This window comes from Pseudomonas sp. W2Oct36, assembly GCF_041060465.1.
In the GTDB taxonomy this organism is placed as follows: domain Bacteria; phylum Pseudomonadota; class Gammaproteobacteria; order Pseudomonadales; family Pseudomonadaceae; genus Aquipseudomonas; species Aquipseudomonas graminis_B.
The window spans coordinates 123,302-137,408 of the sequence record NZ_JAUERW010000008.1 but is presented as its reverse complement, the minus strand read 5'-3'; the positions used below and the strand labels follow the sequence as shown (position 1 = coordinate 137,408).

The following is a 14,107-nucleotide window of genomic DNA, read 5'->3' as shown; positions in this document are numbered from 1 at the left end:
TAAGTGGTTTTTGACGATCCCCGACGCCGGTCAACAAGAGCGGAATTGGCGCTAGGTCCACTCCAGCGCTGTTGAACGTTCAACGTTCACTCCGGTTGCGCGAGCATCGCCATGCGCCCAATTTAAGTCATTGCAAGCAGTACCTATTTAGGTACACTGCGCCGATGAACGACATTCCGCTGATACTACAAGTACGTTTTTTCTGCACGGATGCGGGCAACGAGCCGGTTCGTGCATGGCTTTCCGAGTTACCGCGCGAAGATCGCAAATCCGTCGGGACAGATATCAAAACCGTTCAGATCGGCTGGCCTATCGGCATGCCAGTGGTTCGCAAAATGGGTAATGATCTTTGGGAAGTCAGAACCCACATGAAAGACACCATCGCCCGAGTGCTCTTCACCGTTGAAGGGAGCACCATGGTGTTGCTCCACGGATTCATAAAGAAAAGCGACAAAACTCCTGCGTCTGACTTGGACACTGCCAAGAAACGCAAAGCAGCACTAAAGAGGACAAGGTGATGAACCAGCATATCGGTTCTGATTTCGACGATTTCCTTGCAGAGCAAGGTCTTGTGGAAGAGGTGTCTGCCGCCGCCCTGAAGCGTGTCATCGCTTGGCAGATAGCAGAAACCATGAAACTTCAGCGCGTGACGAAGACCGTACTTGCCGAGCGTATGCACACCAGCCGAACAGCCGTAGATCGTGCGCTGGATCAGGACGACCCAGGCATGACACTCGCCACGCTTGCCAGCGCCGCTCGGGCGCTTGGTCAGAGGGTGGAGGTCAGGTTAGTTCCAGAAACAACGATTGAGAGAGCCTAGCTGTCGCATAACGCTCACCGGCGAGCGGCGGTAGGTGGATAACCAAGACGGTGTTACACTGCCGCGCCTTGAATTCGCATGCGCCGCTTGAGCCTTTCACGGGGTCGCGGCGCGCGCCCCAGACCTGTGCGTCTTCCGGCGCACAGCAAGCGTGGTCGATGCAGGTCGGTCACCCGCTGAACCCGTATCGGACGCTGCTCCCGTTCACCCATCTTCATCAGGTCATGTCGCCGTCATCGGTGACGTGCAGGCTGCTGGTTGGATCACGAGCAATCGCCACCAGGCGTCGAAGGCCATCGCCAATCAGCCCCTTGTAAACAATCCAGGATAAGCAATTGATTTCCACAGCTAACATCACCATGCAGTTTGGCGCCAAGCCGCTGTTCGAGAACGTTTCGGTCAAATTCGGCGGTGGCAACCGCTATGGCCTCATCGGCGCCAATGGCTGTGGCAAGTCCACCTTCATGAAGATCCTCGGCGGCGATCTGGAGCCGTCCGGCGGCCAGGTGATGCTCGAGCCGAACGTGCGCCTGGGTAAATTGCGCCAGGACCAGTTCGCCTACGAAGACTTCTCTGTCATCGACACCGTGATCATGGGTCACGAAGAGCTGTGGAAGGTCAAGGCCGAGCGCGATCGCATCTATTCGCTGCCGGAAATGACCGAAGAAGACGGCATGGCCGTGGCCGAGCTGGAAACCGAATTCGCTGAAATGGACGGCTACACCGCCGAATCCCGCGCCGGCGAGCTGTTGCTCGGTCTGGGCATCGGCATCGAGCAGCACTTCGGCCCGATGAGCGAGGTCTCCCCTGGCTGGAAACTGCGCGTGTTGCTGGCCCAGGCGCTGTTCTCCGACCCTGAAGTGCTGTTGCTCGACGAACCAACCAACCACCTGGACATCAACACGATTCGCTGGCTGGAAAACATCCTGACCCAGCGCTCCAGCCTGATGATCATCATTTCTCACGACCGTCACTTCCTCAACAGCGTGTGCACCCACATGGCTGACCTGGATTACGGCGAGCTGCGTCTGTTCCCGGGCAACTACGACGAATACATGACCGTGGCGACCCAGTCCCGCGAGCAGTTGCTGTCGGACAACGCCAAGAAGAAAGCCCAGATTTCCGAGCTGCAGTCGTTCGTCAGCCGCTTCTCGGCCAACGCCTCGAAAGCCAAGCAGGCCACCTCCCGTGCCAAGGCGATCGACAAGATCCAGCTGGCCGAGGTCAAGCCTTCGAGTCGCGTCAGCCCGTTCATCCGCTTTGATCAGAACAAGAAGCTGCACCGTCAGGCGGTCATCATTGACCAAATGGCCAAAGGCTTCGACGGCAAGCCACTGTTCAAGAACTTCAGCTTCCAGGTTGAAGCCGGCGAGCGCGTTGCGATCATCGGCCCGAACGGTATCGGTAAAACCACCCTGCTTCGCACCTTGGTCAATGAACTGACCCCGGATGCCGGCACGATCAAGTGGACCGATGCGGCAGAGCTGGGTTACTACGCCCAGGACCACGCCCACGACTTCGAAGACGATGTCACCCTCTTCGACTGGATGGGCCAATGGACTCAAGGTGAACAAGTCATTCGTGGCACCCTGGGCCGGATGCTGTTCTCCAACGACGAGATCCTCAAGTCGGTCAAGGTGATCTCCGGTGGTGAGCAAGGCCGCATGCTGTTCGGCAAGCTGATCCTGCAGAAGCCGAACGTGCTGATCATGGACGAGCCGACCAACCACCTGGACATGGAGTCGATCGAGGCGCTGAACCTGGCGCTGGAGAACTACCCGGGAACGCTGATCTTCGTCAGCCACGACCGCGAGTTCGTGTCGTCCCTGGCCACCCGCATCATCGAGTTGAGTCCAAGTGGCGTGACCGACTTCAGCGGCACCTACGACGATTACCTGCGCAGCCAGGGCGTCGCGTTCTGATCAGGGCAATCCGCTGACAGAGTGAAGCTGAGACCAAGGAGCCCCGTCCACCGTGACGGGGCTTTTTTGCGACAGTGGGACCGGCGTTGGCCGGGAGGACGCCAAGCCAGGCGCCCCCAATCCTGCGGTGTGACCTTCGACGCGTTCCCGGCTAAAGCCGGTCCTACGAAGGCAAATGCGAACACTCGTAGGACCGGCTTTAGCCGGGAAGGGGCAAGTCCGGCCGCCGTCTAACCCCGGATAAAAACCGTTAGCCAGCTTTCATTTCCCGACCCCACGGGCGATGATGCGGCACTCCCACCGCTCCAGCGAAGAGTCCCCATGTCTGCCGCCCAGCCGCCTGTTTCGCCTGTCAACACGCCTGCCAGCGACGCCAGTTCGATGGCGATCACCCTGCAAATCATCTCCATCGTCGTCTACACCTTCATTGCCTTCCTGTGCATCGGTCTGCCCATCGCGGTGATGCCCGGTTACGTGCACAACCAGCTGGGTTTCAGCGCGGTGGTCGCGGGGCTGGTGATCGGTGCGCAGTACCTGGCGACGCTGTTGAGTCGCCCGGTGGCCGGGCGTATCTGCGACACCATCGGCACCAAGCGCGCCATCGTTTACGGGCTGTCCGGCATCGCGTTGAGCGGCGTGCTGACCCTGGCGGCGATCCTCCTGGAGCGTTTCGCAGACGTCAGCCTGACAATCCTGATCATCGCCCGCCTGTTTCTCGGCGCGTCCCAGGGCTTGATCGGCGTGGGCACCATCAGCTGGTGCATCGGCCAGGTCGGTTCGGAGCACACCGCCCGCTCGATTTCCTGGAATGGCATTGCGTCATACGGCGCCATCGCCATTGGCGCTCCCCTTGGCGTGGTGATGGTCGGAGCGCTGGGCTTTGCCAGCCTGGGGTTGGTGCTGTTCGTCCTGGCGGCCGGGGCGTTGCTGTTGATCCGCAACAAAACGGCGATCCCGGTGGTGCGCGGCGAGCGCCTGCCGTTCTTCTCGGTGTTCGGCCGGGTGGCGCCGTTTGGCCTGAGCCTGACCCTGTCCTCCATCGGCTACGGCACGCTGACGACGTTCATCACGTTGTTTTACGTGGCCCGTGGCTGGGAAGGCGCGGCCTGGTGCCTGACGGTGTTCGGCATCTGTTTCATCGTCGCGCGTTTGCTGTTCATCAACGCGATCAACCGCTTTGGCGGCTTTCGCTCGGCGATCGTCTGCATCACCGTGGAAACCCTGGGTCTGTTGCTGCTCTGGCTGGCACCCGACACCACCTTCGCCCTGATCGGCGCAGGGCTGACCGGTTTTGGTCTGTCGCTGGTCTATCCCGCGCTGGGCGTCGAAGCCATCAAGCAGGTGCCCAACAGCAGTCGCGGTGCCGGGCTCAGCGCTTACGCGGTGTTCTTCGACCTGGCGCTGGCCATTGCCGGACCGCTGATGGGTGCCGTGGCGCTGGGCATGGGCTATGGCTGGATTTTCTTCTTTGCGGCGTTGTTGTCGGTGGCGGCATTGACACTGGCAGTGGTGCTGTCACGCAGGGCGCCGATCGATACGCGGGTGTAGAGGACGCGCGGTACGGCTTCCCGGCTAGAGCCGGTCCCACCTAAAAGCTGAACTGCCGCCTCGCGTCCCGGTCGGAATAGCACATCCCCCGAACAGGAGTGAGGGCGTGACCCACGACCCCTCTGGCTCGAACGCTACCCCTCCGGACCCGGCCACGTTGCGCGAAGTCCACAAACTGCGCGTGCTGACCGTGAACACCCACAAGGGCTTCACTGCACTGAACCGGCGTTTCATCCTGCCGGAATTGCGTGAGGCCGTGCGCAGCACCGGTGCCGATCTGGTGTTTCTCCAGGAAGTCCTCGGCGGCCATGACCGCCATGCCGCCAAGTACGAAGACTGGCCCGACACGCCGCACTACGAATTTCTCGCCGACAGCATGTGGACGGACTTCGCCTATGGCCGCAACGCGGTCTACCCCGACGGTCACCACGGCAACGCGCTGCTGTCCAAATACCCGATCCTCCATTACCGCAATCTGGACATTTCCATCACCGGGCCGGAGCGCCGCGGCCTCTTGCATTGCGTGCTGCAGGTGCCGGGGCATGCGGAAGTCCATGCGATTTGTGTGCACCTCAGCCTGTTGGAGAGCCATCGGCAATTGCAGCTGAACCTGCTCTGCGACCTGCTTGACTCCCTGCCCGAGGACGCCCCGGTGGTCATCGCCGGCGATTTCAACGACTGGCAGCTGCAGGGCAACAAGCGCCTGCAGCGCTGCGGCTACCTCCACGAAGCCTTCGAGCGCAGTCAGGGGCGGTTGGCGAAGACCTATCCGGCGCGCTTCCCGATGCTGCGCCTTGACCGTATCTATTTGCGCAACGCCACCAGCCACCATCCGAAAATCCTCGGCACGCGGCCGTGGACGCATTTGTCCGATCACCTGCCGCTGGCGGTCGAAGTGCATCTGTAATGAGTTGCTTCCTTATTTATCCGGATCAATCAGGGGAACCGTGGCGTCGCGATCAAACTGGGAACCCGGGTCTTCGTTACCCGGATCCATATCGGCATCGAGTTCCGTTTCCGGCTCATCGGGCTGATGCCCAGGGTGCGGTGCAAGCGGTGCAGCATCGGGGGAGTGAGATTGCATGGCAGTTTCCTCGTTTCGGTAGGTTTGCTGAAGACTCTATTCAATGCGTGGAGCTTAGCAGGCGCCTCAGGTGCAACAAGACCGGTCGACACTATCAAGAACACCTATGGCAATCAGCAGTCAGTAAACAAGCCTCGCCGCCTTCGTCGCGCTGTTCCTTATCGGGCGAAGACGGCGTCATGAGCCGCGCATCCAGACACGCCTCACCGCACAGGAAAAAATCCCCATGAGTCTGCACGACAAGATCATCGGCCGCCTCGGCTTTGGCTCCGCGCCCTTGGGCAATATGTTTCGCACCATTGACGAAGACGAAGCGGCAGCCACCGTTCAATCCGCCTGGGACCAGGGCATCCGCTATTTCGACACCGCACCCATCTACGGCGCCGGCCTGTCCGAGCAGCGTGTGGGCAAGGCACTGGCGGGCATCCCCCGCGACCAGTACACCTTGAGCACCAAAGTCGGCCGGCTGATTTCCGATGAGATCGACACCGAAACGCGCAGTGGTCCGTTCGCCGAAGGCCTGAAAAACAAGATTGTCACCGACTACTCCGCCGACGCCACGTTGCGTTCCATTGAAGCGAGCCTGAAACGGCTGAACACTGACCGACTGGATATCGTGTTTGTCCACGACGTCGCCCAGGACGCCCATGGCGATGCCTGGATCGAGCATTTCAACATCGCTCGCACCGGCGCTTTCCGCGCCCTCACCCGCCTGCGCGAGGAAGGGGTGATCAAGGCCTGGGGCCTGGGCGTCAACCGCGTCGAGCCGTGCGAACTGACCCTGGATCTGGAAGAAGCCCAGCCCGACGGCTTCCTGCTCGCCGGCCGTTATTCGCTGCTCGACCATGACCAGCCGCTGCAAAGGCTGTTCGACAAGGCCCGCCAGCACAACGCCGAGTTCGTCGTCGGCGGGCCTTACAGCTCCGGCGTGCTGGTGGGCGGCAAGCATTTCGAGTACCAGGAAGCGTCCCAGGCGATGCTCGACAAGGTCGCGCACATTCAGGAAATCGCTCGGCAGTATCAGGTCGACATCAAGTCCGCAGCGCTGCAGTTCGTTCTCGCCAACCCCCTGGTGGCGGCGGTGATTCCGGGCGCGAGCCGGCCGTCGCGGATCATCGAAGACGTTACTGCGCTCAACGCACAGGTGCCGGATGGTTTCTGGCAAGCCATGCGCGATCAGGGCTTCATTGCCCTGCAGGCGCCGGTCCCCGGCAAAGACTGATATCGTGGCCAATGACGCCGGGCCAGACGCCCGGCTTTGTTCCCTGCGCGAGATCCGTCCATGCGAATTCTGATCGTCAACGTCAACACCACCGCATCCATGACCGAGACCATCGCCGAGCAGGCCCGCAGCGTGGCCTCGCCCGGCACCGAGATCATTGGTCTGACCCCACGCTTCGGCGCCGAGTCGGTGGAAGGCAATTTTGAAAGTTACCTGGCGGCCATCGCAGTGATGGACCGGGTCATGTCCTATGAAGGGCCTTATGACGCGGTGATTCAGGCCGGTTATGGCGAGCATGGCCGCGAAGGTTTGCAGGAGCTGCTTGACGTGCCGGTGGTGGACATCACCGAAGCGGCGGCCAGCCTGGCGATGCTGCTGGGGCATAAATACGCGGTAGTCACCACGCTGGACCGCACCGTGCCGCTGATCGAAGACCGCCTGAAGCTGGCCGGGGTGTACGAGCGCTGCGCCTCGGTGCGGGCCAGCGGCATGAGCGTGCTGGAGCTGGAGGAATCGCCGGAGCGTGCGGTCGAGGCCATCGTCGAGCAGGCCATCGAAGCGGTGAACCGGGACAAGGCCGAGGTGATCTGCCTGGGCTGTGGCGGCATGGCCGGGCTGGATCAACTCATCCGCGAACGCGCGGGCGTGCCGGTGGTGGATGGTGTCACCGCAGCGGTGGCACTGGCGGAATCGCTGGTGCGTCTGGGATTGAAGACCTCCAAAGTGCGGACCTACGCCACGCCACGGCCGAAGAAGATCGTCGGTTGGCCGTTTAAGCTCTAAGCCGGTGGTGTTGAGCTCACGCCGATGGCGCTGCAAACACATACCTTGTGGGAGCGAGCTTGCTCGCGAAGACGGCATTCCAGCCGCTGAAGATCAAGTGAATGTACCGCCTCTTCGTGAGCAAGCTCACTCCCACAGGTGTTGCGTCCGTCCAGTTACTGCGAGGTGCCAATACATCTCCGGCACACCACCGCTGCATTCGCCTCCACCCGCCGAATCGTTTAGTATCCCCGCCGCCGGTTTCCACTCGGAATTAATAGGGAATCCCGGGCGCGTCATCGCGCTTAAACGGAACTGTCCCCGCAACTGTAGGCGCCGAGCCCTGCTTCCTGTTTGCCACTGGGTCACCCCGGGAAGGCCGAAGCATGGCAATGAAGCGCCAGTCAGGAGACCTGCCGGCCAGCATATTCATTCACCGGCGGGGTGTCCGGGGAAGGACTCCCGTTCGTGCGTCGTTTCGCGCACGCTGTGCGCGCCCCCACTTTCAGGGCGCCTGCCGGGATGGACTTTCCAGCGCCTGCTTCGCCAAGCAATCAGGCTTTCTGGAGATCGCTGTTCATGCCGCTGCGCCGCCTCGCCGCCCTGTTCGTCACGCTGACCTTGCCCACCGCCGCGCTCGCGGCGTCGACGGCCTACCCCTTGACCGTGGACAACTGTGGCGAAGCGCTGACGTTCAACCACGCGCCGCAGAAAACCGTGACCATCGGCCAGGCCGCCACCGAAATGCTCTATGCCCTTGGCCTGGGCCCGAAGGTCGTGGGCACGTCACTGTGGTTCAACCCCGTCCTGCCCCAGTACCAAGCCCTCAACGACGGCATCGAGCGCCTGGCCGACAATGCGCCGAGCTTCGAATCGGTGATCGGCAAACGCCCGGATTTCGTCCCGGTGCAGTTTGAGTGGATGGTCGGCCCACAGGGCGCGGTCGGCACCCGCGAGCAGTTTCGCGATTTAGGCATTCCTACCTACATCCTGCCCTCCGATTGCGAGGGCAAGAACAACCGGGTCGGCGCCGACGGCACGCGCCTCGAAGCCTTCCGCATCGAAACGCTGTACAAAAGCCTCGGTCAGCTGGCGCAGATCTTCGATGTGCAAGACCGTGGCGAGCACCTGATCGCGGATTATCAGGGGCGGCTGGCCAAAGCTGTGGCGCAGGCAAAAGCCCATGCCAACCCACCCGTCTCGGCGGTGTTCTGGTTTTCCAGCCCTGACATCAACGTCGATCCGTACGTGGCCGGGCGCAAGGGCATTCCCAACTTCATGCTCGACACCCTCGGCATGCGCAACGTCATCGACTCCGATGAGGAATGGCCGACCGTGGGCTGGGAAACCATCGCCAAGGCCAACCCGACCGTGCTGGTCATCGCGCGCATGGACCGCCGCCGCTTCCCGGCTGACGATCACGAGAAGAAGCTGGCCTTCCTCCGCTCTGATCCGGTCACCCGCAATATGGATGCAGTGAAAAACAATCGCATCGTGATCATGGACGCCAGCGCCATGGAGTCCAGCGTGCGGCTGTTTGACGGTATCGAACAGCTGGCCGGGGCCACTCTCGCGCCATGACGTCTGTCGGCATGCTCCGGTCGAGCGTCGTCCGCATCTTCGGGCATGGCGCTTGGGCCATCGCATTACTGGCGTTGGCGGTGCTCGCGGGCGTGGCGATCGGCGAGACGTCGATCAGCCTGCCGGTGATCATTCAGGTGCTGGCGAACAAGCTGTGGGCCGCGGGTTTTCCTCTGGACCCGATCGATGAGGGCATTGTCTGGAATTACCGGCTGACCCGGGCCATCGTTGCCGCCACCTGCGGCGCAGGGCTGGCGGTGTCGGGCGTGGTTTTGCAATCGCTGCTGCGCAACCCCCTGGCCGATCCCTACTTGCTGGGCATTTCTGCCGGTGCTTCAACCGGCGCGGTATTGGTGGCGATCATCGGCATCGGTGCCGGGACGATCTCCCTGTCCACCGGCGCATTTGCCGGGGCGATTGCCGCCTTTGCGCTGGTCGCCCTGCTCGCCCGCTCCTCTCGGGGGCAGACCGCTGCGGGCCAGATCATCCTGGCGGGCATTGCCGGGTCCCAGCTGTTCAACGCCCTGACGTCCTTCCTGATCACCAAGTCGGCCAATGCCGAGCAGGCCCGCGGGATCATGTTCTGGCTGCTGGGCAATCTCAGCGGCGTGCGCTGGTCGTCGGTGGCGCTGTCGGTGCCGGTCGTGGTCCTCGGTTTGCTGGTGTGCCTGTGGCATCGGCGCGCGCTGGATGCGTTCACGTTTGGCAGCGATTCGGCCGCGTCCCTGGGCATTCCGGTGCGCCGGGTGCAGGCGGTGCTGATCCTCACCGCCGCACTGATGACGGCGGTGATGGTGTCGATTGTCGGCTCCATCGGCTTCGTCGGTCTGGTGATTCCCCATGCGGTGCGTCTGGTGGCGGGCGTGCGCCATGCCCGGTTGCTGCCCTTGAGCGCCCTGATCGGCGCGCTGTTCATGATTGCCGCCGATGTGCTGTCGCGCACGTTGATCAAGGGTCAGGTGTTGCCGATCGGGGTCATCACGGCGCTGGTGGGCGCGCCGGTGTTTGCCATGATTCTGGTCCGCGGGAATCGTCCTCGATGAACGCGCGTCAGGAGGTGTCCGGCGCCATGCTCGAAGGCAGCGACCTGAGTTACTCGGTCAAGGGCGCGCCACTGCTCAGCGGGGTAAGCCTGGCGATTCGGCCGGGGGAAAACCTGGGGGTCGTCGGGCCCAATGGCTCGGGGAAGTCGACGCTGCTGAAGTTGCTGGCGGGGATTCAAACGCCGTCCCAGGGCGACGTTCGCCTGGGTGGGCAGCGCTTGTCGGCGTTGAGCCGGCGAGACATTGCGCGGCAGGTGGCGGTGGTGGAGCAGCATGCGCAGACGGGTGATTCGATCAGTCTGTTGCAGGCGGTTGAGCTGGGCCGTACGCCGTGGCTGTCGGCGCTGGCGCCGTGGGGTGAGCTTGATGACCGGATTGTGGCGCAGGCGCTGGCGGATGTGAGTGTGCAGCATCTGGCGCATCGGGCGTGGCATACGTTGTCGGGCGGGGAGCAGCAGCGGGGGCATATTGCGCGGGCGCTGGCGCAGCGGCCGCAGGTGTTGCTGCTGGATGAGCCGACGAATCATTTGGATATTCAGCAGCAGTTGTCGATTTTGCGGTTGGTTCAGCAGTTGCCGGTGACGACGGTGGTGGCGTTGCATGATTTGAATCAGGCGTTGGGGTGTGATCGTCTGGCGGTGATGGACGGGGGGCGTTTGGTGGCGCTGGGTTCGCCGTTTGATGTGTTGTCGCCGGAGCTGTTGAGTGACGTGTTTGGGGTGCGGGGGCATTGGTTGGTTGATCCGTTTGACGGGGCTCGTGTGCTAAGGCTGAGGGCGCCAGAATCACAAGCGTCTGCCTAGGGGCAGACTGTTTCGCCTTCGGCGAGTTACTTTTAAAAAGCACTAAAAGTAACCAAAAGTGCCTGCTCTCGGTTTGGCCCGACTGCGTCGGGTTCCCTCACTCCGACGACGCTCCGTGGGCCCGCGCCGAACGGACATCCATGTCCTGACGGCGCTCTCGCCGCATCCATGCGGCTCGGCCCACTCCGCGTCGTCTACGTTCGGCCTGCACCAAAGTCGCGATTGGCGGTGTCTGGACCTTCTGCGCAGGAAGATCAAAAGCAGATCAAAAGCAAAGCAAAAGCTTCCCGGCTGAAGGCGGTCCTACGGGCGCGTGCGGTCTGTTAGTGGGACCGGCTTTAGCCGGGAAGAGGCCGGTGACGGCAACGGAAATTTCGCTGCCCAACGCTGATCGTTCCCACGCTCTGCGTGGGGATACATCCGGCACTGGAGGATCTTCGGGTTTTTCCAAAGGGGACTGATTTATTTACAACGCTTTACCGTAAATTAATCTGTCCCCGGTCTGTCTGTTCTCGCTTCCGACCCGCCCTGGCAATGACTCCCTCCAACCTCAATACCGTGGCTTCACCGCCTTCCACTCCGGTTTGTATTTCTGCATTTGCCGCACGTCGTCACGCTGGCGAATGCCGCACGTTAGATATTGGTCGTTGAGTTTGCCCAGCTGGTCGTAGTCCAGCTCCAGTCCCAACCCGGGCTCGCGGGTGAGGTGGACGCAGCCGTCGATGATGGGGAGTTTGCCGCCTTTGATGACTTCTTCGTCCGGTTCTTGCCACGGGTAGTGGGTGTCGCAGGCGAAGTCGAGGTTGGGGACGGCGGCGGCGACGTGGGTCATGGCCATGAGGCTGATACCCAGGTGGGAGTTGGAGTGCATGGAGACGCCGAGGCCGAAGGTGTCGCACATTTTTGCCAGCGCCTGGGTGTCGCGCAGGCCGCCCCAGTAATGGTGGTCGGCGAGGACGATCTGCACGCTGTTCAGCGCGACGCTGCGGCGGAATTCGTCGAAGTCGGTGACGACCATGTTGGTCGCCAGCGGCAGGCCAGTACGTTTATGCAGTTCGGCCATGCCGTCCAGCCCGGGGGTCGGGTCTTCGTAGTATTGCAGGTCGTCGCCGAGCAGTTCGGCCATGCGGATCGAGGTGTCCAGGGACCAGTTACCGTTGGGGTCGATGCGCAGCGGATAGCCCGGGAATGCCTTTTTCAGCGCCTTGATGCACGCCACTTCGTGTTCCGGGTCCAGCGCGCCGGCTTTCAGTTTGATGCTTTTGAAACCGTAGGCGTCGATCATCCGCCGCGCCTGGGCGACGATCTGTTCTTCGCTCAGCGCTTCTCCCCAGATGTCCGGCGCGTAAGGCGAGTCGGCGTGTTGGGCGTATTTGAAGAACAGGTACGCGCTGAACGGCACGCGGTCGCGAACGGCACCGCCCAGCAGGTCAACCAGCGGCAGATTCATGGAGCGTGCCTGCACATCGAGAAACGCCACTTCGAACGCCGAATAGGCATTGCTCACCGCTTTGCTGGCGTGAGAACCCGGCGCCAGCTCGGCACCCGCCATTGAAGCAGGTTTGTTGGCCGCCACCGTAGCGTTGACCACCGCCCGCAAGTGGTTGAGGTTGAACGGGTCCATGCCAATCAACTGACTCTGCAACTGCTGTTGAATCGCCAGGGCCGGCGCGTCGCCGTAGCTTTCACCGAGGCCGAGGTAGCCGTTGTCGGTTTCGACTTCGATGATCGAGCGCAGGGCGAAGGGCTCGTGGATGCCGCTGGCATTGAGCAACGGCGGATCGCGGAAGGCAATCGGGGTGACGCTGACGCGTGTGATTTTCAAATGACTTCTCCCGGTCAATCAGGGTTCGAGGCTAGGGTTTAAGACTTGAATGGGGGCTGAGCGCGCTGGCTGCAGGCCGTGGCGCAGCGTCTTCAAGCTTTGGGCGGTATGGGTCGCCCTTCGGCGTGGTACGGGCGAAGAAGATCACCACGGCCGCTACCAGCGAGGTCAGTGCCAGGCCGTACATGCCGCCTTGAATAGAGCCGGTTTTCTGCTCCAGAAAGCCGAACGCGGTGGGCGCCACGAAGCCGCCGAGGTTGCCGATGGAATTGATCAGCGCGATCACCGCCGCTGCGATGCGCGCGTCCAGATAGCCTTGGGGAATGGGCCAGAACAGCGCCGACGCCGCCTTGAAACCGATGGCCGCAAAGCAGATGGCGACGAAGGCGAAGATCGGCCCGCCGACGGTGGACATGAACATCCCGCACGCGGCAATCACCAGGGTGACCGCGACCCACGCCTGTTGATGCTTGAAGCGTGCGGCCAGCGCCGCGAAGCCGTACATGGCGACGATCGAGATGATCCACGGGATCGAGTTGAACAGGCCGACTTCGAAATCGCTGAGGCTGCCCATCTTCTTGATCATGCTTGGCAGCCAGAAGGTCGCGCCGTAGATGGTCAGGGCCACCGAGAAGTAGATGAAGCAGAACAGCATGATCTGCCGGTCGGCGAGCAGCTTGAAGATCGACGGCTTGACCACTTGCGCCGCCTCCCGGGCGCGCTGTTCGGCGTCGATGGCGCTGATCAGTGCGCCCTTCTCTTCTTCGCTCAGCCACTTGGCGTCGCGGATATGGGACTGCAGCCAGAACCAGACGAAGCCGCACAAGGCGATGGAAGCAAAGCCTTCGATGATGAACATCCACTGCCAGCCGTGCAGGTTCAGACCGCTGACGCCGAGCAACGCGCCGGACACCGGCCCGGAAATCACCGACGCAATGGCCGAGCCGCTGAGAAAGATGGCCATGGCCTTGCCGCGTTCGCTGGAAGGCAGCCATTGGGTGAAGTAATAAATGATGCCGGGAAAGAACCCCGCTTCCGCCGCGCCGAGGATGAAGCGCAACACGTAGAAACTGGTTTCGCCACGGACGAAGGCCATGGCCATTGCCGCAGCGCCCCAGGTGAACATGATGCGCGTCAGCCAGGCGCGGGCGCCGAACCGTTGCAGCAGCATGTTCGACGGGACTTCGAACAGCGCGTAGCCGACGAAAAACAGACCGGCGCCGAGCCCGTAGGCGGCGGCGCCGATGCCCAGGTCGGTTTCCATGTGGCTGCGGACGAAGCCGATGTTGACCCGGTCGATGTAGTTGACGATGAACATGATCACGAACAACGGCAACACATGACGCTTCACCTTCGTGGCCGCGCGGGCCAGCACGGTGGGATCGGCGCTGCTGAGGGGTGCAGGGGTGGGAACGGTGCGGTTCAAGGTGCGACTCCCGGTCTTTGTATTTTTTGTGGGATAGCGTGGAATGAACCGATCATGGACCGAGGCATTGT

General features: G+C 62.2%; 13 protein-coding genes and 1 riboswitch. Of the genes, 10 read left to right on the top strand and 3 right to left on the bottom strand.

Annotation, left to right across the window (positions count from 1 at the left end):
* Window positions 1-164: 164 nt before the first annotated feature.
* The 5 genes from QWI18_RS13395 (at window position 165) to QWI18_RS13375 (ending at window position 5,197) form a co-directional block, all read left to right on the top strand.
* Window positions 165-518 (top strand): type II toxin-antitoxin system RelE/ParE family toxin, encoded by a 354-nt coding sequence (locus tag QWI18_RS13395; protein WP_369319030.1) that lies wholly within the window; start codon window positions 165-167, stop codon window positions 516-518.
* A complete protein-coding gene (locus QWI18_RS13390) occupies window positions 518-820 on the top strand; it encodes a Fis family transcriptional regulator (RefSeq protein ID WP_369319029.1) in 303 nt (100 codons plus the stop codon). Before QWI18_RS13395 ends, QWI18_RS13390 begins: the two co-directional genes overlap by 1 nt.
* 335 nt (window positions 821-1,155) lie before the next feature.
* Window positions 1,156-2,742 carry an ABC-F family ATPase gene (locus tag QWI18_RS13385; protein ID WP_074883050.1) on the top strand — a complete coding sequence of 529 codons (1,587 nt, stop codon included), beginning with the start codon at window positions 1,156-1,158 and terminating at the stop codon, window positions 2,740-2,742.
* 321 nt (window positions 2,743-3,063) lie between these two features.
* Complete coding sequence (locus QWI18_RS13380) at window positions 3,064-4,290, top strand: MFS transporter (protein WP_192131903.1); 1,227 nt, start codon at window positions 3,064-3,066, stop codon at window positions 4,288-4,290.
* Window positions 4,291-4,447: 157 nt separating this feature from the next.
* Window positions 4,448-5,197 (top strand): endonuclease/exonuclease/phosphatase family protein, encoded by a 750-nt coding sequence (locus tag QWI18_RS13375; protein WP_296310054.1) that lies wholly within the window; start codon window positions 4,448-4,450, stop codon window positions 5,195-5,197.
* 12 nt (window positions 5,198-5,209) lie between these two features.
* Here QWI18_RS13375 and QWI18_RS13370 read toward each other — a convergent pair whose 3' ends face one another.
* A complete protein-coding gene (locus tag QWI18_RS13370) occupies window positions 5,210-5,374 on the bottom strand; it encodes a hypothetical protein (protein ID WP_167355805.1) in 165 nt (54 codons plus the stop codon).
* A 226-nt stretch (window positions 5,375-5,600) separates the two neighbouring features.
* Between QWI18_RS13370 and QWI18_RS13365 the strand changes: the two genes are divergently transcribed.
* The 5 genes from QWI18_RS13365 (at window position 5,601) to QWI18_RS13345 (ending at window position 10,785) form a co-directional block, all read left to right on the top strand.
* Window positions 5,601-6,596 (top strand): aldo/keto reductase, encoded by a 996-nt coding sequence (locus QWI18_RS13365; protein WP_065990399.1) that lies wholly within the window; start codon window positions 5,601-5,603, stop codon window positions 6,594-6,596.
* Window positions 6,597-6,656: 60 nt separating this feature from the next.
* Window positions 6,657-7,379: an aspartate/glutamate racemase family protein gene (locus tag QWI18_RS13360; RefSeq protein WP_296310047.1), complete on the top strand. Its 723-nt coding sequence runs from the start codon at window positions 6,657-6,659 to the stop codon at window positions 7,377-7,379.
* Between the two features lie 220 nt (window positions 7,380-7,599).
* Window positions 7,600-7,794: riboswitch (cobalamin riboswitch) on the top strand.
* Between the two features lie 143 nt (window positions 7,795-7,937).
* On the top strand, window positions 7,938-8,939 hold the full coding sequence (locus QWI18_RS13355) for an ABC transporter substrate-binding protein (protein ID WP_369319028.1): 1,002 nt from the start codon (window positions 7,938-7,940) through the stop codon (window positions 8,937-8,939).
* Between the two features lie 11 nt (window positions 8,940-8,950).
* Window positions 8,951-9,982 (top strand): iron ABC transporter permease, encoded by a 1,032-nt coding sequence (locus tag QWI18_RS13350; protein ID WP_296310043.1) that lies wholly within the window; start codon window positions 8,951-8,953, stop codon window positions 9,980-9,982.
* On the top strand, window positions 9,979-10,785 hold the full coding sequence (locus tag QWI18_RS13345) for an ABC transporter ATP-binding protein (RefSeq protein WP_369319027.1): 807 nt from the start codon (window positions 9,979-9,981) through the stop codon (window positions 10,783-10,785). The genes QWI18_RS13350 and QWI18_RS13345 overlap by 4 nt, the downstream gene beginning before the upstream one ends.
* 550 nt (window positions 10,786-11,335) lie before the next feature.
* Here the strand turns inward: QWI18_RS13345 and QWI18_RS13340 are convergent.
* Together QWI18_RS13340 and QWI18_RS13335 are read right to left on the bottom strand one after the other, a co-directional pair.
* Window positions 11,336-12,610, bottom strand: coding sequence for a glucarate dehydratase family protein (locus tag QWI18_RS13340; RefSeq protein ID WP_369319026.1), 1,275 nt, complete (start codon window positions 12,608-12,610; stop codon window positions 11,336-11,338).
* 31 nt (window positions 12,611-12,641) lie between these two features.
* Entirely contained in the window at window positions 12,642-13,985 is a 1,344-nt protein-coding gene (locus QWI18_RS13335) for an MFS transporter (protein ID WP_369319071.1), read from the bottom strand.
* Window positions 13,986-14,107: the final 122 nt, after the last annotated feature.